Below are 19,009 nucleotides of genomic sequence, written 5' to 3'. Positions count from 1 at the left end.
CCGGCCGCACGCGGTCGGGCCCTTTTCGGTTGGTCTAGTGCTGGACGGGGGCCTCGACGCCGACACCGGTCAGCGAGCGGACCTCCATCTCGGCCTGGAGCTTGTCGAAGTTATCCGGCTTGCCCAGGTAGGTGCCGACGATGCCGGCCAGGAAGCCGAGCGGGATGGACACGAGGCCCGGGCTGGACAGCGGGAAGATCGACCAGTCCGCGTTCGGGAACATCGAGCTCGCGCTGCCGGAGACCGCCGGGGACAGGATGATCAGCACCAGCGCGGAGATGAGACCGGTGTAGATCGACGCGACGGCGCCGGTGGTGTTGAAGCGCTTCCAGTACAGGGAGTACAGGATGGTCGGCAGGTTCGCGGACGCCGCGATGGCGAACGCCAGGGAGACGAGGAACGCGACGTTCTGCTGCATCGCCAGGATGCCAAGGATGATGGAGACGATGCCGAGCACCACCACGGTGATGCGCGAGACGCGGACTTGCTCTTCTTCGGTGGACTGGCCGTCGCGAAGCACGGCGTCGTAGATGTCGTGGGCGATGGACGCGGAGGCGGTGATGGCCAGGCCAGCGACCACGGCGAGCACGGTCGCGAACGCCACCGCGGAGATGAGCGCCATGAAGATGGAGCCGCCGAGCTCGAACGCGAGCAGCGGCGCCGCCGAGTTCGCACCGCCCGGCGCGGAGAGGATGCGGTCCGGCCCGACGAACGCGGACGCGGCGTAGCCCAGCACGAGGGTGAGCAGGTAGAACGAGCCGATGAGCACGATCGCCCAGGTCACGGACTTGCGCGCCTCCTTGGCGGTGGGCACCGTGTAGAAGCGCATGAGCACGTGCGGCAGGCCCGCGGTGCCGAGCACGAGCGAGAGGCCGAGCGAGATGAAGTCGAGCTTCGAGGTCGTGGTCTTGCCGTACTTCAGGCCCGGCTTGAGGATGTCCTCGGCCTGGTAGCCGTGCTCCGCCATGTAGTTGGAGGCGGCGTGCATATCGATCGCGCGGTCGAACACCGCGTTCAGGCCGCCCTTCGCCATGACGAACGCGAGCACGGTCATGATGGCCACGCCGGTGATGAGCAGCACCGCCTTAATCATCTGCACGTACGTCGTACCCTTCATGCCGCCGACGAGAACGTAGATGATCATGATGACGCCGACGATGCCCACGCAGACGGCCTGCGCGGTGTAGGAGTGCAGGTTAAGCAGCACGGACACGAGCGAACCGGCGCCCGCCATCTGCGCGATGAGGTAGAAAAGCGAGACGAACAGCGTGCCGAAAGCGGCGGCGACGCGCACCGGCTTCTGGCGCAGGCGGAACGACAGCACGTCCGCCATGGTGAAGCGCCCCACGTTGCGCAGCGGCTCCGCGACGAGGAGCAGCGCGACGAGCCACGCGACGAAGAAGCCGACGGAGTAGAGGAACCCGTCATAGCCGTTGAGCGCGATGGAGCCGACGATGCCGAGGAAGGACGCGGCGGAGAGGTAGTCGCCGGCGATGGCGAGGCCGTTTTGCGTGCCGCTAAACGACGCACCTCCGGTGTAGAAGTCTGCGGACTCGCTCGTCGTCTTGCCGGCCCGGGTGACGATGTAGAGGGTGATGACGATGAAGACGCCGAAGATGGTGATGTTGAGCGCCGGGTTGCCGGTCGCCTCCGGCGCGTCCGCCGCGAGCGTGAATACGTGCATGGCCTAGCCCTCCATTTCTTCGCGGATGTGAGCCGCGCGCGGCTCGATGTTCTTGTTTGCCCACTTCACGTACACCCAGGTGATGAGGAACGTGGTGAAGAACTGGGCGAGGCCCAACCACAGTCCGACGTTGAGGCCGAGGAAGTCGCGCGCCATCGTGTCGGGGGCGAACGTCGCAAAGATGACGTAGAAGACGTACCAGAGGAACGCCGCGATCATCACCGGGAAGGTGAAGCCGCGGAAGGTGCTCCTGAGCTCCTGGAATTCGGGGCTTTGCTGCATCGCGACGAACTCGTCGGGAGTTGGCTCGTGACGCTGCGGGACAGCGGTCGATCCTGCCATTGCCTCGATCCTTTCTAATTCACGGGAAAGTTAGTGCTGCCTCGCCGGAAATATGGAATCTCCGACTCAACGGACACAATGTAACCTATCCCACACAACCCCGTCCCGTGTTTGCAATATCTCACGAGAAAAGCCCGCCCCGTCGCGGGTGCGAGGGGGCGGGCTACGGGCCGAAAGCGCCGGTTATCCCGGGAACGTGAGGGGGTCGCCGGAGAGACGCTCCCCGGTCACGCCGTCGAGAAGCGAGATGTCCTCGTCGGTGAGCTTGATGTCCACCGCGCCGAGGTTCTCCACGAGGCGCTGCGGGTTCGACGTCTTCGGCACCACCGAGCAGCCGAGGCGCATGAGGTACGCCAGCGACACCTGCGCCGGGGTAGCCTCGAGCGCGTCGGCGACGGCGCGGATCGCCGGATCCTCGAAGTTCGAGCCGCGGGCGATGGGCGCCCACGCCTCGGTGAGGATGTCGTGCGCCTCGTGGTAGGCGCGCAGCTCAGGCTGGGTGAAGCCGGCGTGCAGCTCCACCTGGTTGAGCACCGGCGTCACCCCGGTCTTCTCGATGATCTCGTCGAGCACCTCCGGGTAGAAGTTGGCGACGCCCGCCGACTGCAGGCGCCCCATCCCCTGGAGCTCGGCGATCTGCTCGAACGCCTGGACGTAGGTGCCGTGCTGCGGCCACGGCCAGTGCACGAGGTAGAGGTCGACGAACTCGAGGCCGAGGCGCTCGAGCGACTCCTGGTAGGCGGCGGCGACGCGCTCCTGGTCGTCGTTCCACAGCTTCGTGGTCACGAACAGGTCTTCGCGGGTGACGTCGCCCGCCTTGATGGCGTCGTTGATCGCCTTGCCCACCTCGACCTCGTTGCCGTACAGCGAGGCGGTGTCGATGTGGCGGTAGCCGAGCTCGATGGCGGAGCGCACGATCGTCTCCACGTCGTCGCCCTGGAGCTTGTAGGTGCCCAGGCCGAGGAGCGGGAAATCGTAGCCGTCGTTGAGCGTGGTCACGGGGACGCGCATGCCGGGCCTCCTAGTTCGCGTCGAGCAGGTCGATGATGAAGATCAGCGTGAGGCCGGACAGCGTGCTGCCGCCACCGGCGGGGCCGTAGGCCATCTCCGGCGGGACGATGAGCTTGCGGCGGCCGCCGACCCGCATGCCCGGGATGCCTTCCTGCCAGCCCTGGATGAGGCCGGGCAGGGGGAATTCCACCGGGCCGCCGCGGTCCCAGGTGGAATCAAACGTCTCGCCGGTTTCGTAGTCCACCCCGAGGTAATCCACCTTGACAAAGCCGCCGGGCACCGCCTCGGCCCCGTCGCCGACGATGATGTCCTCGATGACGAGGTCCGTCGGCGCCGGGCCCTCCGGCTTCTCGATGAAAGGCTTTTCCATTGCGCGTTAACTCCTTGCAGGTTATGCGGTTGCACGAAGAAACCGCCGAGCACTTCCTCCCGAAAGTATAAGGGAAGAGCAATGCACGGCGGTTGCTCCGCAGGCTAGCGCTGGTCGCGCGGGACGAAGTCGCGCTGGGTGTAGCCGGTGTAGATCTGGCGCGGGCGGTTGATCTTCGTGTTCATCGCCAGCTGCTCGCGGTACTGCGCGATCCAGCCCGGCAGGCGGCCGATGGCGAACAGGACGGTGAAGAAGTCCGTCGGGAAGCCCATGGCGCGGTAGATCAGGCCGGTGTAGAAGTCGACGTTCGGGTAGAGCTTGCGCTGGATGAAGTACTCGTCGTTCAGCGCGATTTCCTCGAGCTTCATCGCCAGGTCGAGCAGCTCGTCGCCGCCGAGGTGGTTGAGGACCTCGTGTGCGGTGTCCTTCACAATCGCCGCGCGCGGGTCGTAGTTCTTGTACACGCGGTGGCCGAAGCCCATGAGGCGGACGCCCTTTTCCTTGTTCTTCACGCGGTTCATGAAGTCGGTGGCGTCGCCGTCGTGGTTGTTCTTGATGTCCTCAAGCATCTCGAGCACCGCCTGGTTCGCGCCGCCGTGAAGCGGGCCGGCCAGGGCGTTGATGCCGCCGGCGATGGCGACGAACATGTTCGCCTGCGCCGAGGCGATCATGCGCACGGTCGAGGTGGAGCAGTTCTGCTCGTGGTCCGCGTGGAGGATGAGCAGCTTGTCCAGCGCGTCGGTGAGGATCGGGTCGATCTCGTAGTCCTCGGTCGGGTACCCGAACATCATGCGCATGAAGTTCTCGCGCGGGTTGAGCGAGTTGTCCGGGTACATGTACGGCTTGCCGCGGGAGGCACGGTACGCGTAGGCCGCGAGCATCGGCACCTTCGCCATGAGGCGGACGGTCGCCTTATCCAGCTGCTCCTCGTCGAGCGGGTTGAGCTGGTCCTGGTAGTAGGCGGAGAGGATGTTCACCGAGGAGGCGAGCACGGCCATCGGGTGCGCGTTGCGCGGGAAGATGTTGAACGCGGCCTTAAAGTCCTCGTCGAGCAGGGTGTGGTGGCGCAGCTCGGAGTTGAAGTTCTCCAGCTCGTCGGTGGTCGGCAGCTCGCCGTTGATGAGCAGGTACGACACCTCGTTGAACGTGGCGTTGTTCGCCAGGTCCGCGATGTCGTAGCCGCGGTAGCGCAGGATGCCCGCGTCGCCGTCGATGTAGGTGATCTTGGACTCGGTGGAGCCGGTGGAGACGTAGCCCGGGTCAAAGGTGACCAGCCCGGTCTCGCCGAGGAACTTGCCCAGCACGACGCCGTCGTTGCCCTCGGTGGCGTGCATAATGTCCATTTCGTACTCGCCACCGGGGTAGTGGAGTACCGCCTTGTCCTGGTTCTCAGAAGCCATTGGTTTGCCTTTCCAAGGTAGATCTTTCGGCACCGTCGCACGGGCGCTCCGGCAACCTTTTTTACGTAACGCACTGTAGCAAAGATTGTGACGCGCCTGACAATATCCAGCGAGCGCTGTGGGAGGCCACAGAAGGTGCCGGAAGGCGTCGATACGCAATAGCATGCGGGGCGTGCTAGAGCTTCCTGCAGACCTCATTCCCGCCGACGGCCGCTTCGGGTGCGGGCCGTCGAAGGTGCGCCCGGCGCAGGTCGCGGCGCTCGCGGACAGCCCGCTGGGCACGTCGCACCGGCAGGAGCCGGTGAAGCGCCTCGTCGGGCGGATCCAGGAGGGCCTCGCCGAGCTGTTCGCGCTACCGGACGGCTACGAGGTGGTCCTCGGCGTCGGCGGGGCGAGCGCGTTCTGGGACGCCGCGACATTCGGCCTCATCGAGCGCCGCTGCGCGCACCTGTCCTACGGCGAGTTCACCGCGAAGTTCGCTGCGGCCACCTCGCGCGCGCCGTGGCTCGCGGCGCCCGAGGTCGTCGAGTCCACCTCCCCCGCCAACCTCGCCGACACGGACGCGGACGCCGTCGCCTGGGCGCACAACGAGACCTCGACCGGGGTGGCGGTTTCCGTCACCCGGCCGCACTCGGAGGCGCTCGTGCTTATCGACGCCACCTCCGGCGCCGGCGGCCTCCCCGTCGACATCGCTGCGGCAGATGCCTACTACTTCTCGCCGCAGAAGTGCTTCGCCTCCGACGGCGGCCTGTGGCTGGCCTGCATGAGCCCGGCGGCGCTCGAGCGCGTCGAGCGCATCCATGCCTCGGGCCGCTTCGTCCCGGCGTTTCTCGACCTGCACGCCGCGGTGGAAAACTCGCGGAAGCGGCAGACGGTGAACACGCCGGCCGTGGCCACGCTTGTGCTGCTCGACCAGCAGCTGCGCTGGATGCTCGAGCGCGGCGGGCTCGACGCGATGGTGGCGCGCACCGCGGCGTCCTCGGCCGCGCTCTACGCCTGGGCGGACGCCCACGAGCTGGCGCAGCCCTACGTCAGCGACCCGGCGCTGCGCTCCCAGGTGGTGGGCACGATCGACTTCGCGGAGCACGTCGACGCCGCGGCGCTCGCGGCGGCGCTGCGCGCGAACGGCATCGTCGACGTCGAGCCGTACCGCAAGCTCGGGCGCAACCAGCTGCGCGTGGGCATGTTCCCCGCCGTGGATCCGGAGGACGTGCGCACCCTCACCGCCGCGGTGGATTACCTGCTCGCCGCCGGTGTGGGCACCCGTTGAGGCGGGGCGTCGTCCGTTAAGCTGGACGGCGTATTTGTCCCGCGGAAAGGTGTCCCATGCGCGAGCTGCACTTCTTGGAGGAGGAGTCGACGGAGACGTTCTTCGTCCTCCGCGACGATAACGGCATGCGGTACCAGCTGGCCCGCGCCGAGCTCACCACCGAGCCCACCACCGAGCCCACCACCGAGCCCGAGCCACCGCGTGACGACGCCCCTCCGGCCGGCACGAGCACCCTCTACGTGCCCGAGCAACCGGAGCACGCCGAGGAGCCCGCTGCCGAGCCGGCGCCGGCGCCCGCGCCGGTCGAGCGCACCCTCCCCGAGCCGGACCCGCTCTACGCCACCCCCCTCTCGCTGCGGCCGAACGAGATCCAGTCCCGCATCCGCGCGGGCGCGTCAGCCGCGGAGCTCGCCGCGGAGATGGGCGTTGCGGAAAGCCGCCTCGACGCCTACGCGCACCCCGTCCTCCTCGAGCGCGCCCAGGTCGCCGACGCCGCGAAGCAGTCCCACCCCGTGCGCGAGGACGGCCCGGCAAAGCAGACCCTCTTCGAGATCCTGGCCACCGCGTTCGCGGCCCGCGGCCACTCCATCGCCGACGCGACCTGGGACGCCACCCGCGAGCCGGGCGACAGCTGGGTCGTCCACGTCACGTGGCAGGCGGGCCTCACGGAGAACGAGGCGCTGTGGTCGTTCCGCCGCGCCATGGGCTCCGCGCCGCAGACGGAGGCCCGCAACGCCATGGCCGCGGACCTCACGGACCCGGACTTCGCGCAGCCGGTGCGCTCGCTGTCGGCCGTGTCGCACGTGTCGCACGTGTCGCAGATCCCGCAGCAGCAGGACACGGACGCGCCGGAGGAGGCACTGGCTGGGCAGGATGATCCGGAGGTCGTCGATACGCGGGAGGACGTGCTCGAGGGCGACTTCCTGCGCCACCCCGACGAGGAGGACCAGCCGCAGCAGCGCCTCCGCAAGGCCGTCACCCCGCACTGGGAGGACGTGCTGCTCGGCGTGCGCACGAATACCAAGCGGCCGAAGCGCTGAGCATTTTAGGATGAACGCATGAGTTTCCCAGCGGTTGTCACGCTTTGGTTCGTCAACACCGCCACCCCCGGCGATGTCCTCGCGCGCGAGCCGAAGGCGGACCGCGGCTTCGGGCGCAAGCTGCTCGCGCAGGTCAACCCCGCGTGGCCCATCACGCCGATCGGCTCGTTCCCGCTCAACCGCTCCTCCACCCCGGGCCGCGACGAGTACTACATCGCCGGCTTCCCGGGCGTGTCGGTGGTGCGCATGCGTGTCGACGACGCGTCCGCCCTCTCCGCCGGAAACCAGTGGCTCGGCGCGCTGCCGGCCGCCGACGTCTTCGCGGTGGCGACCGGGACAGACAGCGACTACGGCGGGTTCGCCCACTTCACCGGCGAGACCGTGGTGCGCAGCTTCTGCGCGACGCGCACCCACGTCATCGAGGACATCGGCCTGCCGGAGCCGTTCGAGGCGCCCTACTGGGCCGGCGAGAAGGCGGAGCAGGCCGGCGGGATCGCGCTGCCGTTCGAGCCGCAAGACCTCGCGCTCGCGGCGGAGCGGCACTGGCTCGGCGCGGACATCGGGGCAGATGGCCCGGACATCAACGTTGTGGGCTACGCGGTCGACGGGCACCCCGAGCCGAAGATCGAGGCGCCCAAGCCGCCGGCGGTGAAGTCCGTCGACGCAGTGGCGGCGAAATTTGCCGAGAAGGACAAGACGTACGACGACTACGAGGACGCGCCCGTGCAGAGCGAGGGCGACGAGTTCGCCGAGCTCGCCGACGCCTCCGTCGCCGCGGCGAAGCGGGTGGGGCGCGACGCGCGTCGGCGCTGGAAGCAGTTCTGGGCGGCGCTGCGGCAGCGCGTGCGCCACTTCGACCGTTAGCGGTTACCGGTTTCGCTCGTAGAAGGCGACGGCCGCGGAGGTGGCCACGTTGAGCGAGTCGGTGCCCGGCGCCATGGGGATCTTCGCGCGCACGTCGGTGGCGGCCATCGCGTGCCGGGTCAGCCCCGGGCCCTCACCCCCGACGAGGAAAGCGACCTTCTCGTGGCCGGCGACGGCGTCCTTGAGCTCGACGGCGTCGTCGGCGGGGGTGAGCGAGACGAGCCACCAGCCCGCCTCGCGCAGCTGCTCGAGCGAGCGCTGCCACGTCGTCGGCGTGCCGTCGAGGTGCGCGAACGGGGTGCGCAGGACGTGGCCCATGGAGACGCGGACGCTGCGGCGGTAGAGCGGATCCGCGGTGGAGGCGCCGAAGAGCACGCCGTCGACGCCCATGCCGGCAGCGTTGCGGAAGATGGAGCCGATGTTCTCGTGGTCGCCCACGCCCTCGAGGACGACGAGGGTCCGCGCGCCGTCGATGACGTCCGCCACGGCGAACGGCGCGGGCTTATCGGCGGAGACGAGCAAGCCCCGGTGCATGTCGTAGCCGGCGACCTCCCCCATGATCTCCCGGGTGATCTCGTAGACCGGCACGCCGCGGCGCTCGAGCTCGGCGCCGTAGTCTGCGAGGAAGGACTCGAGGCGCCCGCCGAAGCCGAACACGGCGCGCACCGGGAAGCGCGATTCCACGAGCCGGCCCGCGACGAGCGGCCCTTCGGCGAAGACGAGGTCTTTCTGCTGGTCCGAGTGCTTCAGGTCGCGGATGTCGTCGAGGCGGGGGTCCCTTGGGTCGTCGATACGCAACTGCATCTAGTTCAGCGCCGCCATGATCGGGCCCTGCGCGAAGTAGACGACGAAGAGGGCGGAGACGAGCCACATGATCCAGTGGATGTCCTTCGCCTTGCCGGCGAAGAGCGCCATGAGGGTGAACGCGATGAAGCCGACGCCGATGCCGTTGGCTATGGAGTAGGTCAGCGGCATGGTGACGATGGTGAGGAACGCCGGGAAGGCGACGTTGAAGTCGGCCCAGTCGATCTGGCCGACCTGCATCATCATGAGCGCGCCGACGATGACGAGCACGGGCGCGGCGGCCTCGATGGGCACGATCTCGTAGAGCGGGGTGAAAAACATCGCGGCGAGGAAGAGCACGCCGGTGACCACGTTGGCCAGGCCGGTGCGCGCGCCGTCCGCGATGCCGGCCGAGGAGTCGACGTAGACGGTGTTCGACGACGACGAGGCCGCGCCGCCGATGACGGCGCCGAGGCCCTCGACGATGAGGGCGCGCTTCATCTCCGGCAGCACGCCGTGCTCGTCGGCGAGGCCCGCCTGGCGCCCAAGCGCCGTCATCGTGCCCATCGCGTCGAAGAAGTTCGCGAGCACGAGGGTGAACACGAGCATCGACGCCGCGATGACGCCGAGGTGGGTGAACGCGCCAACGAGGTTGACGTTGCCGACGATGGACAGATCCGGCACGCCACCGAAGGAATCCGGCAGCGACGGCACGGCGAGGTTCCAGCCCTCCGGGTTGTCGGCGGAGGAGCCGGCGCCCGTGAGCGCCTCGACGATCATGGCGATGACGGTGGTGGCCACGATGCCGATGAACAGGCCGCCGCGAATCTGGCGCACGACCATGAATCCGCAGATGACCAGGCCGACGATGAAGACGAACGTGGGCCACGACGCGATCGAGCCGCCGGTGCCGAGCTGGACCGGGACGGTGGTCATCGCGGAGTCGGGCACGCGGCGCACGAAGCCGGCGTCGACGAGGCCGATCGTCGCGATGAACATGCCGATGCCCACGCTCATGGCCACCTTCATGGCATCCGGGATGGCGTTGAACACGGCGGCGCGGAAGCCGGAGGCAGCGAGCAGGACGATGATGATGCCGTCGATGACCACGAGCCCCATCGCCTCGGGCCAGGTCAGGCCCTGCTGCCCCACGAGCGTGACGGCCACGAGGGTGTTGATGCCGAGGCCGGTGGCGATGCCGAACGGGTACTTCGCCACCACGCCGAAGAGGATGCACATCACGCCGGCGGCGAGCGCGGTGGCGGCGGCGACCTGGGGGATGCCCAGCACCACGCCGTCGCGGTCCGGGCTCGTGCCTAGGATGAGCGGGTTGAGCAGGACGATGTAGGCCATCGCGAAGAACGTCACAACCCCCGCGCGCACCTCGGTGCCGACGGTGGATCCACGCTCGGTGATATGGAAGAAGGAATCCAGCGCGCCGCGCGGCTGCGGCCGGCCCTCATGCAGTTGTGCTCCCGTGGTCGTACTCACGTCGCAATAGTGTCGCACCCAGCCTGCGAAAACGCCAATCGTTGGGGCGGCCCAACGATTACTCGGCGACCGTGGTGTCCGAGTGCGCGCCGCAGCCGTAGGAGGACGCCACCACGTGCCCGTCCGCGGAGTACTCGTTGGCGCAGATGCCGAAGTGCTCCCCCACCGGCTGCTCGAGCGGGATGTAGAACGCGCAGGTTCGGCACGACAGCGCCGCCTGCTCGGCGAACTCGCTGTTCGGCCCGAAGTCGCCGGTGCGCCAGCGCCGCTTCGCGTCCTCGAGGCCGCGCACGGTGAGGTAGCGCTTCGTCTCGCGGCCGGTGAACGTAACGGCGTCGCGGGAGAAGGAGTCCTCGGTGACGCGGGCGTCGTCGGGCGCGAGCTCCATGATGTCGCCCGGGCCGAGGTCGCCGGGGCGCAGCCGCTCGGCGTACGGCACCCAGTCCGGCGCCTCGAGCGCGCCCTGCGATGGCACGAGCGCGACCTCGTTGACCGTCACCCAGTCGGCCCCGTCGGCGCAGGCGACCACGGCGTCCCACTCCCACCCCGCGTAGCCGGGGACGTCCGCGGCGAAGCGGTGCGTGGCCACGTTGCGGCCCAGCCCGGTCACGCCGATGTGCTCGCCGACCTCGCCGTCAGCGATCTCCGCGAGCGCCTCCCGCGCGGTGCGGACGGCGTCCTCGCCCAGAAGCGGGTTGTGCGAACGGGAGCGGTTGTTGGAACGTGACACGCTTACCCATTATGCGCGACGGGGTGCCGGCATGGTGCAGGATGGTCTCCATGGGTCGATTCGAAGCGCTCTCCGCCACCGTGTGCCTCGCCGCGCTGCTCGCCGGCTGCTCCCCCGCGACAGATGCCCCAGCCGACTCCCCGTCGGACAGCGTCGAGTACCTCACCGCGCGCGTCGAGGAGCGCCTCCCCTTTGACGCGTCCAGCTTCACGCAGGGCCTCGAGGTCGCGCCGGACGGCAACCTCTACGTGGGCACCGGCATGGAGGGCGAGTCCCGCCTCTACGTGCGCACCCCGGCCGGCGAGGAGCTGCGGTCGGTGGACCTCGACCCGCTGTTCTTCGGGGAGGGCATCACGCGTATCGACGACACCGTGTGGGAGCTGACGTGGCTCAACGGGACGGCGATCCGTCGCAACGCTGCAACGCTCGAGGAAACGGGGCGGGCGAGCTACGACGGCGAAGGCTGGGGCGTCTGCGCGCGCCCGGACGCGGACGAGGTGATCTTCTCTGACGGCTCGGCCGAGCTGCGGCGGATGGACCCGCGCACGCTCGAGGAGCGGGGCCGCTTCACCGTAACCATGAACGGGCGGCCGGTGAGCGGGCTCAACGAGCTCGAGTGCGTGGGCGGGGACGTCTACGCGAACATCTTCACCACCACCGACATCGTCCGCATCGACGCCGAGACCGGGCGCGTCACGGCGCTTATCGACGCCTCCGGTGTGCCCAACAACGCCGCCGACGACCCGAACAACGTGCTCAACGGCATCGCGCACATCCCGGGGACGGACGAGTTCTACCTCACCGGCAAGCGGTGGCCGGACATGTACCGCGTGACGTTCGCGCCCGCGGGGTAGGCAAGTAGGCTAGTCCGCCATGGCACAACAGCGCGCGACGCGGCAGCAGTGGAAAGTTCTCGCCATCGCCCTCGTGGGGGTTCTGGTGTTGGTCGGGGTGGTCTACGCCGTGCTGGAGCACCAGCGCAACCGCCCGGAGACGCCAGTGCGCGACCTCACCGTCGGCGTCCAGGCGGGCGAGCAGCACGAGGACGTGCCCGTGTACACGGTGTGCGAGCTCGACGTCGAGTGCCCGGGCGGGGACGCGCCGCGGATGCAGCTCGGCGGTGCGGGCGAGGTGACGCTGACCGTGCCGCGCGAGATCGAGCAGAACAGCTGGCGCCTGCTGCTCGTCTACGACGACCCGGCGGCGAACGAGGAGCGCGTGTTCACCTCCGGGGAGTCCGGGCAGGAGACGGCGCAGGTGGAGAAGGACGGCGCGCACCTCGTCGTCGCAGAGGTGTCAACCCTCGACATCGATAAAGGCGACAACGGGGAGGAAACCCCCGTCATCGCCACGTGGTCGGTCGGGTTCGAGTAGGGCCGCAACGTGCGGCCGAGAGGGCGTCGCTACGCGTCGAGCTCCCGCGCGACGGCGCGCAGGATCTCTGCGACCTGGCGGCCCTCCTTGCGGTCCGGGTAGTGGCCGCTCGTGAGCGCGGGCTGGACCTGGGTCTCGATGAGCGTCATCACATCGGCGAGCATGCTGCCCAGCTCCTCCGGCTTGCGGCGGTTGGCCGCGCGGCGCTTCGGGGTGTCCAGCACCTTCACGCGCAGGGCCTGCGGGCCGCGGCGGCCGGCGGCGAAATCGAACTCGATGCGCTGGCCCGGCACGAGCTCCTCAACCCCCTCGGGCAGGACGGACTTGCCGATGAAGACGTCCTCGTCGCCCGGGTTCGACGCGAAGCCGAATCCCTTCTCGGCGTCGTACCACTTCACCTTTCCAATGGGCATGGCGTCCTCCTTGCAGTGTCGGTCGGGGTGGCCCGCAGGTCTGGAACATCGCTGGGGCCAAAACAAAGAACTCACGATACACCGCGACCCGAGCGCTACCATTGTGTCCCAGAACACTCTTTTCCGTCCCGCCGCGCGCGAACTGCGGAAATGCCGGTGCCCGACCCCTCCCGAGGGTCAATTCGTGCCAGTTGCGTGACACAATCGTTACAAATGGTTAGGCTGTCCCGAGAATTGGCGGTCAACGACGAGAGGAAACGAATCATGGGACGCCACTCCAAGAAGACCACCTCCACGGGCAAGAAGGCTCTGGCAGGTACCGCAGCCGTCGCAGCGCTGGCAGGCGTTGTCGCGCCGCAGGCGACGGCGGCACCCGACTCCGACTGGGACAAGCTCGCGCAGTGCGAGTCCGGCGGCGACTGGGCCATCAACACCGGCAACGGCTACTACGGCGGCCTGCAGTTCTCCTACGGCACCTGGCTGGCGTACGGCGGCGGCGAGTTCGCCCCGACCGCGAACCAGGCCACCCGCGAGCAGCAGATCATCGTCGCCGAGCGCACCCTCGCAGCCCAGGGCTGGGGCGCCTGGCCGGCCTGCTCCGCGCGCTACGGCCTGAACTCCGCGCCGACCAACCGCGACGCGCAGGCGGCCGCCCCCAAGCCCGCGCCCGCCCCGGCCCCGGCCCCCGCTGCCCAGGCTCCGGCGCAGCAGGCCCCGGCCCCGAAGAAGGCCGAGACCATCGAGGTCGACGCCCTCTACCACCAGCTGCGCGACGCGATCAACGCCATGGGCTTCCAGGTGCCCACCTCGGTGCAGACGAACTACGCCGCGAACCGCAACGACTACAACGCGTTCTACCTGGCGAACCAGACGCTCATCGACGCCGCCCTTAACGGCGACTTCGCCACCGTCGCCCGCGAGCTCGGCGCGAACGTCGCCGCCGCGCAGGCAGACTTCGGCGCGCAGGTGAACAACACCATCGCCTCCCTGCAGCAGACCTACCTCGCCCGCTAACCCGGCGCACACGAATAGGAGCTCACGCGCACTGCGTGAGCTCCTTTCGCGTTGCCGCGGCCCCCGGCTAGCGGTTGATGCGCGTCGTCGGGTGGACGTACCCGGTCTCCTCCGCCGGCATCGGCAGAATGAGGTCGTCGCCGAACGGGCTGGACGCGCCGGTGAGCTTCGAGGAAATCTCGGTGACCGGGTGGCCGTTACCAGGGGTGTGCGTGGGCCACGCGGGGTTTGCGCGCCCGATCTTCTCTACATCTTTAGCCATGCTGCTTATTCTTTCACGCCCCGCGCGAAAACGCACGTAAACTCACCCCCGCGATGTCTACGTTCCCCGAGTACCTGCGCCAGCTTGACAGCGACGAACTCCGCGCCCTCGTCGGCGCCCGCCCCGACGCCTTCTTCCCCACCCCGCCGAGCGCCGGCTCGCTGGCCACGCGGCTCGCCCTGCCCGGCTCGGCGTCGAGGGCGCTGCGCCAGCTCACCGCCGCCGACCTCGCCGTGCTCGAGCGCCTTGCCGACGCCGGCGCGGAGCTCGAACCCGTCGACGCGACCGGCATGGGCGACACCTCCCACCTGCGCGAGCTCGCGCTCGTCTACGGCCCGGACGCCCAGCTGCGCGTCTCCCCCGGCACGCTGTCCGCCCTGCCCCCGACCTGGCGAGTGACGGACACGCTGCCGCCCGGCGCCGCGGACGCGCTGCAGTGCCTGCCCGCGCGCGAGCGCAAGGTGCTGCAGACCCTCGCGGCCTCCGGCGGCGTGGGCACGACGGCAGCGGCGGGGCCGGACGCGGACCCAGACGCGCCCGTCGCCAGCCTGTTGGCCAAGGGGCTGCTCGTGCGCGTCAACGCCACCACCGTGCGCCTGCCCCGCCCGGTGCGCGACGCGATGCGCGGCACTCCCCCGCGCGAGTACCCGCTCACGCAGCCCGCGGCCCCGGCCGTCGACCAGGCCGCCGTGGACGAGGCGGCTGCCTCGCAGGGCCTCGACGCGGTGCGCCAGATGCGCCAGCTCATCGTGGCGCTGCTCGAGGCGCCCGTCGCGCTAAACAAGGACGGCTCCGTCGGCGTGCGCGCGGAGGCGAACCTGGACAAGCAGCTCGGCTTCCCAGTGCGGCTGCTGGTCACCGCCGGCGAGTCCGCCGGGCTCGTCGGCCGCGGCAACGTCGACGACCAAGACGTGCTCGCCCCCACCCGCGACGCGCTCACCTGGCTCGACGCGCGCCTCGCCGAGCAGTGGGCGATCCTGCTCACCGGCTGGCTCGCCTCCCCGTGGCGCTCGGACACCGGGGCGAAGCTGCTGTCGGCGGACATGCACGCGCCCGCGGTGCGGCATGCCCGTGCGACCATCGCGCGCCACGCGGGCCGGCTCGACAGCCTGCTCTTCGCCGCCCCGCTCGAGGCGGCGTCGTTTTCGCCGCAGCTGATCCACGCCACCGTGGCCGAAGCCACCGCCCTCGGCGGCCTCGCCGGCGCCGCCCCGGGGCTCGCGCCGTCGACCCCGCTGCGCGCGCTGCTGGGCGGCGGCGACGTCGTGGCGGCGGCCGACGCGCTCGTGCCGGAGGCCGTCGAGACGCTTATCGCACAGGGCGACATGACCATCATGGCGCCGGGCCCGCTCGAGCCCGCGATGGCGTCGTTCCTCGAGCGCATTGCGGAACTCGAGTCGCCGGGGCTGGCGAGCGTGTGGCGGGTGACGGAGCCGTCGGTGCGCCGCGGCCTCGACGGCGGGCTCACCGCGGGCGAGATCCACGCCTGGCTCGCCGCGCACGTCCTCGACGAGGTGCCCCAGGCGATCACGTTCCTCATCGACGACACCGCCCGCGGCCACGGCGCGATCCGGGCCGGCGCGGCACTCAGCTACGTCCGCTCCGACGACCCGGCGCTCATCGCCGCGGCCGTCGAGCGCTGCGGGCTGCGCGCGCTCGCCCCCACCGTCGCTATCGCCGACGTGGCGCTGCCGAAGCTCGTGGCGGCGCTACGCACGGCCGGGCTCCAGCCCACCGCCGAGGACGGCGCCGGGGTTGCGCTCAACGTGGCGCCCGAGCCGGCGCTCGTCCCCGCGACGCCGTCGACGCTGCCGGCCGCCCCGCGGGTCGCTCCCGAGCAGGTCGAGGCGATTGTGGCAAAGCTGCGCGCGGGCGAGGACGACGCCGGCGAGGGCGGCAGCGACGCGTTCGAGACCCTGCGCGCCGCCGCGCGGGCGAGGCGGCATGTCACCGTCGGGTTCGTCGATACGCAGGGGCGCGGGCGCACGCTCACCGTCCTGCCACTATCGGTCTCCGCGGGGCAGGTCGACGCCCTCGACGAGGCGGCCGACCGCGTGGTGCGCATCGCGCTACCCCGCATCACCAAGGTGGTGCTGGCCTAGCGGCTCACGCGCTCGAGGATCTCCAGGACGTGCTCGTAGTCTTCGCCCGTCGCGGCGGTCAGCCCCAGCTCGCACGTGCGGTTCGACGACGCGTGGCAGGCCGAGTGCAGCTGCGCCGCCTCCTCTGCCTCGCGCTTCGTCGCCGCGTGCGTGAGCTCAGGGTGCAGCATGCCGCGGTCGCCCGCGTAGCCGCAGCAGTTCCATTCCGCGGGCACGCGCACGTCCTCCGCCGCCGCGGACGCGACGCGCTTCAGCGTATCGACGATCCCGAGGTGCGTCGCCGAGCACGTCGGGTGGAGCGTGACGGAGTCGACCTTGCGCTTCACGTTCAGCTTGTCCACAACGTGCTGGTCGACGAACTCGATGGCGTCGATCACGTCGTTGCCGATGCCCTCGAGCATGTCGCGGAAGCCGTGCGTGCAGCTCGAGGCGTCGACGACCACGGGCAGGCGCCCGCCGTCGGTGGCGGCGATGAGCTGGTCACGGACCTTGCGCTGCATGATCTCGTGCCCGGTGGCCATGCCCTTCGACGTCCACGGGGTGCCGCAGCACATCCCGTCGATGCCCTCCGGCACGACAAGCGCGACGCCGGCGCGCTCGGCGAGTTTCGCGAACGCGGCGGACGCGCCGACACCCTCGCCCTGCGGCCCGAACATCGAGTTCACGCAGGCCGGGACGAACACGCCGCTCGGCTCGACGCCCGGCGCGCCGACGCGGGTGCCGAAGGCCCGCGAGCGGATCTTGCCGCCCTTCGACAGCTCCGGGCGGTACTCCGGCATCGTGTCGGCGCCGACGATGGCGCGGGCGACGTCGGTGACCTTCTGCACGAGCGAGGTCGGCATGAAGTAGGCGCCGGTGAGCGCCGCGGAGGCGAGCGCGTTGCCCGGCCCCCACGCCTTCGCGGCGGCCGCCCAGCCGGCGGACTCGACCGCGCCGGCCTCGCCGCGGCGCAGGGACTTGATGAACTTGCCGGTGTCGATGCCCACCGGGCAGGCCGTCACGCACATCGAGTCGACCGCGCAGGTGTCGATGCCGTCGTACTGGTACGCCTCGTCGAGCTCCTTGACCAAGTCCGCGTCGCCGTCCTGGATCGCCTTCGCGCGGGCGCGGCGCACGACGATGCGCTGGCGCGGCGTCATGGTGATGTCGCGCGACGGGCACACCGGCTCGCAGTAGCCGCACTCCACGCAGGAGTCGATCTGGTCTTCCACCTGCGGGTTGAGCTTGAAGTTCTTCATGTGCTCGCGCTCGTCGTCGGTGATGATCACGCCCGGGTTCATCACCCCGCGCGGGTCGGCGGCGCGCTTGAGTTGCACCATGACGTCGTAGAGCTCGTCACCGTACTGGCGGCGCACGTACGGGGCCATGACGCGGCCCGTGCCGTGCTCGGCCTTGAGGTTGCCGCCGGCGCCGAGGACGAGGTCCACCATCGACTCGTTGAAGCCGTCGTAGCGCTTGAGGTTCTCGTCGCCCTCGAAGCGGTCGGTGATGAGGAAGTGGATGTTGCCGTCCTTGGCGTGGCCGAAGATGACGGCCTCGTCGTAGCCGTAGGCGTCGAAAAGCTGCTGCAACCCGCCGCACGTGTCGGCGAGGTCGCCGACCGGCACCGCGATGTCCTCGAGCAGCGCGGTCGTGCCGGACGGGCGCGCCTCGGCGACCTGGGCGTAGAGGCCCTTGCGGAACGCCCACGCCTTCGCGGCCTGGGCGGGGTCGGTGGAGAAGGCGGCCGGGGTCTGCAGGTCGAAGCCCTTCAGCAGCTTCGCACCCGCGGCCTCGTATTCGCGAAGCTCGTCGGCTTCGTTGGCGTGGTACTCGATGAGCAGCGCGGCCTGGCCGTCGAGCTCGAAGCCGGTGATCTGCTCCGGCACCGCGTCGAAGGTGCGGCCGACCTTGATGGAGCGCGAGTCCATGAGCTCGAGCGTCGCCGCGTGCGAGTCGAAGAGCGCGGGCAGCGAGCGCGTCGCCGCGTCGAGCGTCGGGTAGACGGCGATGGTGGTGGTCTTCAGCTTCGGCACCTCGACGGTGCGCAGCACGGCCTCGGCGATGAATGCGAGCGTGCCCTCGGAGGCCACGAGCAGGTGCATGAAAATGTCCAGCGGCGAGTCGTAATCGAGGAACGCGTTGATGCTGTAGCCCATCGTGTTCTTCAGCGCGAAGTGGCGCTCGATGGTGGCCACGGATTCCTGGTTGCCGCGCACGCGCCGCTTGAGGCGCTCCAGCGTCTCGACGAGCTCCGCCTCCTCCCGCGCAAACTGTGCCTCCGCGTCCTGGTGCGCGGTGTTGATGACGGTGCCCGACGGCAGGACGAAGGTCATCGACTCGATGGTGTTGTACGTGTTGTACGTCGTGCCGCACGCCATGCCGGAGGAGTTGTTGGAGATCACCCCGCCCATGGTCGCCGCGCCCTCGGACGCCGGGTCTGGGCCGATCTTGCGCCCGTAGGGGGCGAGGTGGGCGTTGACCTGGCGCACGGTGGAGCCGGGCTGGACGCGCACGCGCTTGCCGCCGTCGAGGACCTCGACGCCGCGGAAGTGCTTGCGCACGTCGACGAGCATCCCGCCGCCGCCAGCCTGGCCGGACAGGGACGTGCCGCCGGCGCGCAGCACCACCGGGGAGCCGGAAGCGGCGGCCGCGCGGAAGGCGGCGGCGACGTCGCTCGCGGTGCGGGCCTCCACCGCCACGTCCGGGGTGTAGAGGAAGTGCGACGCGTCGTGGGCGTACTTGATCCGGTCGATCGGGCGGGTGGAAAGCGCCTGGTCGGAGCCGAGTTCGCGGGACAAATGGTGTGCGGGGGAGGAAATGGTTGCGGTCATAAACCCATGCTAGACCCCTGCACCCGCTGGCCGATCTTTTGTTATT

Annotated in this window: 18 protein-coding genes; 7 read left to right on the top strand and 11 right to left on the bottom strand. The window is 69.8% G+C overall.

Going from position 1 to position 19,009, the window contains the following annotated elements:
- Positions 1-34: 34 nt before the first annotated feature.
- The 5 genes from CJEDD_RS03480 to CJEDD_RS03460 all read right to left on the bottom strand — a co-directional run bounded on the left by CJEDD_RS03480 (position 35) and on the right by CJEDD_RS03460 (position 4,807).
- Positions 35-1,684: a solute symporter family protein gene (locus tag CJEDD_RS03480; RefSeq protein ID WP_042407671.1), complete on the bottom strand. Its 1,650-nt coding sequence runs from the start codon at positions 1,682-1,684 to the stop codon at positions 35-37.
- A 3-nt stretch (positions 1,685-1,687) separates the two neighbouring features.
- Positions 1,688-2,026: a DUF485 domain-containing protein gene (locus tag CJEDD_RS03475; protein WP_042407668.1), complete on the bottom strand. Its 339-nt coding sequence runs from the start codon at positions 2,024-2,026 to the stop codon at positions 1,688-1,690.
- A gap of 183 nt (positions 2,027-2,209) precedes the next feature.
- Positions 2,210-3,037, bottom strand: a complete 828-nt coding sequence (locus CJEDD_RS03470; protein ID WP_042407667.1) for an aldo/keto reductase — start codon at positions 3,035-3,037, stop codon at positions 2,210-2,212.
- Between the two features lie 10 nt (positions 3,038-3,047).
- Positions 3,048-3,407, bottom strand: a complete 360-nt coding sequence (locus CJEDD_RS03465; RefSeq protein ID WP_042407663.1) for an FKBP-type peptidyl-prolyl cis-trans isomerase — start codon at positions 3,405-3,407, stop codon at positions 3,048-3,050.
- 104 nt (positions 3,408-3,511) lie between these two features.
- Positions 3,512-4,807, bottom strand: coding sequence for a citrate synthase (locus CJEDD_RS03460; RefSeq protein WP_042407662.1), 1,296 nt, complete (start codon positions 4,805-4,807; stop codon positions 3,512-3,514).
- Between the two features lie 163 nt (positions 4,808-4,970).
- Here CJEDD_RS03460 and serC point away from each other — a divergent pair, with 163 nt between their 5' ends.
- Genes serC through CJEDD_RS03445 form a run of 3 tightly spaced genes read left to right on the top strand, consistent with a single transcriptional unit; the run spans position 4,971 to position 7,981 of the window.
- Positions 4,971-6,077: a phosphoserine transaminase gene (gene serC / locus CJEDD_RS03455; protein WP_042407659.1), complete on the top strand. Its 1,107-nt coding sequence runs from the start codon at positions 4,971-4,973 to the stop codon at positions 6,075-6,077.
- A 56-nt stretch (positions 6,078-6,133) separates the two neighbouring features.
- A complete protein-coding gene (gene sepH, locus CJEDD_RS03450) occupies positions 6,134-7,117 on the top strand; it encodes a septation protein SepH (protein ID WP_042407656.1) in 984 nt (327 codons plus the stop codon).
- An 18-nt stretch (positions 7,118-7,135) separates the two neighbouring features.
- A complete protein-coding gene (locus CJEDD_RS03445; protein ID WP_273657621.1) occupies positions 7,136-7,981 on the top strand; it encodes a DUF6928 family protein in 846 nt (281 codons plus the stop codon).
- A gap of 3 nt (positions 7,982-7,984) precedes the next feature.
- Here the strand turns inward: CJEDD_RS03445 and CJEDD_RS03440 are convergent, their stop codons facing one another.
- The 3 genes from CJEDD_RS03440 to CJEDD_RS03430 are packed head-to-tail and all read right to left on the bottom strand — an operon-like array spanning position 7,985 to position 10,985.
- Positions 7,985-8,785, bottom strand: coding sequence for a TrmH family RNA methyltransferase (locus tag CJEDD_RS03440; RefSeq protein ID WP_042407650.1), 801 nt, complete (start codon positions 8,783-8,785; stop codon positions 7,985-7,987).
- Positions 8,786-10,255: an NCS2 family permease gene (locus CJEDD_RS03435; RefSeq protein ID WP_042407647.1), complete on the bottom strand. Its 1,470-nt coding sequence runs from the start codon at positions 10,253-10,255 to the stop codon at positions 8,786-8,788. It lies immediately after the preceding gene.
- A gap of 58 nt (positions 10,256-10,313) precedes the next feature.
- Positions 10,314-10,985, bottom strand: coding sequence for a DUF3027 domain-containing protein (locus CJEDD_RS03430; RefSeq protein ID WP_042407645.1), 672 nt, complete (start codon positions 10,983-10,985; stop codon positions 10,314-10,316).
- Positions 10,986-11,035: 50 nt separating this feature from the next.
- On the opposite strand from CJEDD_RS03430, the gene CJEDD_RS03425 reads away from it, so the two are divergent.
- Both CJEDD_RS03425 and CJEDD_RS03420 read left to right on the top strand, forming a co-directional pair.
- Positions 11,036-11,839 (top strand): glutaminyl-peptide cyclotransferase, encoded by an 804-nt coding sequence (locus CJEDD_RS03425; protein ID WP_081764544.1) that lies wholly within the window; start codon positions 11,036-11,038, stop codon positions 11,837-11,839.
- A gap of 19 nt (positions 11,840-11,858) precedes the next feature.
- Positions 11,859-12,359 (top strand): DUF2771 family protein, encoded by a 501-nt coding sequence (locus CJEDD_RS03420; RefSeq protein ID WP_042407637.1) that lies wholly within the window; start codon positions 11,859-11,861, stop codon positions 12,357-12,359.
- A gap of 29 nt (positions 12,360-12,388) precedes the next feature.
- Here the strand turns inward: CJEDD_RS03420 and CJEDD_RS03415 are convergent, their stop codons facing one another.
- Complete coding sequence (locus tag CJEDD_RS03415) at positions 12,389-12,772, bottom strand: cold-shock protein (RefSeq protein WP_042407632.1); 384 nt, start codon at positions 12,770-12,772, stop codon at positions 12,389-12,391.
- Between the two features lie 264 nt (positions 12,773-13,036).
- On the opposite strand from CJEDD_RS03415, the gene CJEDD_RS03410 reads away from it, so the two are divergent.
- Positions 13,037-13,786, top strand: a complete 750-nt coding sequence (locus CJEDD_RS03410; protein WP_337956179.1) for a resuscitation-promoting factor Rpf1 domain-containing protein — start codon at positions 13,037-13,039, stop codon at positions 13,784-13,786.
- Positions 13,787-13,853: 67 nt separating this feature from the next.
- Here CJEDD_RS03410 and CJEDD_RS03405 read toward each other — a convergent pair whose 3' ends face one another.
- On the bottom strand, positions 13,854-14,048 hold the full coding sequence (locus CJEDD_RS03405; protein ID WP_042410649.1) for a hypothetical protein: 195 nt from the start codon (positions 14,046-14,048) through the stop codon (positions 13,854-13,856).
- 53 nt (positions 14,049-14,101) lie between these two features.
- On the opposite strand from CJEDD_RS03405, the gene CJEDD_RS03400 reads away from it, so the two are divergent.
- Positions 14,102-16,150, top strand: a complete 2,049-nt coding sequence (locus CJEDD_RS03400) for a helicase-associated domain-containing protein (protein WP_273657620.1) — start codon at positions 14,102-14,104, stop codon at positions 16,148-16,150.
- On the opposite strand, the gene CJEDD_RS03395 is transcribed toward CJEDD_RS03400, so the two are convergent.
- Complete coding sequence (locus CJEDD_RS03395; protein WP_042408908.1) at positions 16,147-18,963, bottom strand: FAD-binding and (Fe-S)-binding domain-containing protein; 2,817 nt, start codon at positions 18,961-18,963, stop codon at positions 16,147-16,149. The genes CJEDD_RS03400 and CJEDD_RS03395 overlap by 4 nt on opposite strands.
- Positions 18,964-19,009 lie beyond the last annotated feature (46 nt).

This window comes from Corynebacterium jeddahense (assembly GCF_028609865.1).
Lineage (GTDB): Bacteria > Actinomycetota > Actinomycetes > Mycobacteriales > Mycobacteriaceae > Corynebacterium > Corynebacterium jeddahense.
Note: the sequence above shows the minus strand (reverse complement) of the source record. Positions and strands in the feature narration are given on the sequence as shown.

Excerpts from the sequence above, each read along its gene's own strand:
- CJEDD_RS03480 (WP_042407671.1), bottom strand. The coding sequence starts at position 1,684 with ATGCACGTATTCACGCTCGCGGCGGACGCGCCGGAGGCGACCGGCAAC.
- CJEDD_RS03475 (WP_042407668.1), bottom strand. The coding sequence starts at position 2,026 with ATGGCAGGATCGACCGCTGTCCCGCAGCGTCACGAGCCAACTCCCGAC.
- CJEDD_RS03470 (WP_042407667.1), bottom strand. The coding sequence starts at position 3,037 with ATGCGCGTCCCCGTGACCACGCTCAACGACGGCTACGATTTCCCGCTC.
- CJEDD_RS03465 (WP_042407663.1), bottom strand. The coding sequence starts at position 3,407 with ATGGAAAAGCCTTTCATCGAGAAGCCGGAGGGCCCGGCGCCGACGGAC.
- CJEDD_RS03460 (WP_042407662.1), bottom strand. The coding sequence starts at position 4,807 with ATGGCTTCTGAGAACCAGGACAAGGCGGTACTCCACTACCCCGGTGGC.
- serC (WP_042407659.1), top strand. The coding sequence starts at position 4,971 with ATGCGGGGCGTGCTAGAGCTTCCTGCAGACCTCATTCCCGCCGACGGC.
- sepH (WP_042407656.1), top strand. The coding sequence starts at position 6,134 with ATGCGCGAGCTGCACTTCTTGGAGGAGGAGTCGACGGAGACGTTCTTC.
- CJEDD_RS03445 (WP_273657621.1), top strand. The coding sequence starts at position 7,136 with ATGAGTTTCCCAGCGGTTGTCACGCTTTGGTTCGTCAACACCGCCACC.
- CJEDD_RS03440 (WP_042407650.1), bottom strand. The coding sequence starts at position 8,785 with ATGCAGTTGCGTATCGACGACCCAAGGGACCCCCGCCTCGACGACATC.
- CJEDD_RS03425 (WP_081764544.1), top strand. The coding sequence starts at position 11,036 with ATGGGTCGATTCGAAGCGCTCTCCGCCACCGTGTGCCTCGCCGCGCTG.
- CJEDD_RS03420 (WP_042407637.1), top strand. The coding sequence starts at position 11,859 with ATGGCACAACAGCGCGCGACGCGGCAGCAGTGGAAAGTTCTCGCCATC.
- CJEDD_RS03415 (WP_042407632.1), bottom strand. The coding sequence starts at position 12,772 with ATGCCCATTGGAAAGGTGAAGTGGTACGACGCCGAGAAGGGATTCGGC.
- CJEDD_RS03410 (WP_337956179.1), top strand. The coding sequence starts at position 13,037 with ATGGGACGCCACTCCAAGAAGACCACCTCCACGGGCAAGAAGGCTCTG.
- CJEDD_RS03405 (WP_042410649.1), bottom strand. The coding sequence starts at position 14,048 with ATGGCTAAAGATGTAGAGAAGATCGGGCGCGCAAACCCCGCGTGGCCC.
- CJEDD_RS03400 (WP_273657620.1), top strand. The coding sequence starts at position 14,102 with ATGTCTACGTTCCCCGAGTACCTGCGCCAGCTTGACAGCGACGAACTC.
- CJEDD_RS03395 (WP_042408908.1), bottom strand. The coding sequence starts at position 18,963 with ATGACCGCAACCATTTCCTCCCCCGCACACCATTTGTCCCGCGAACTC.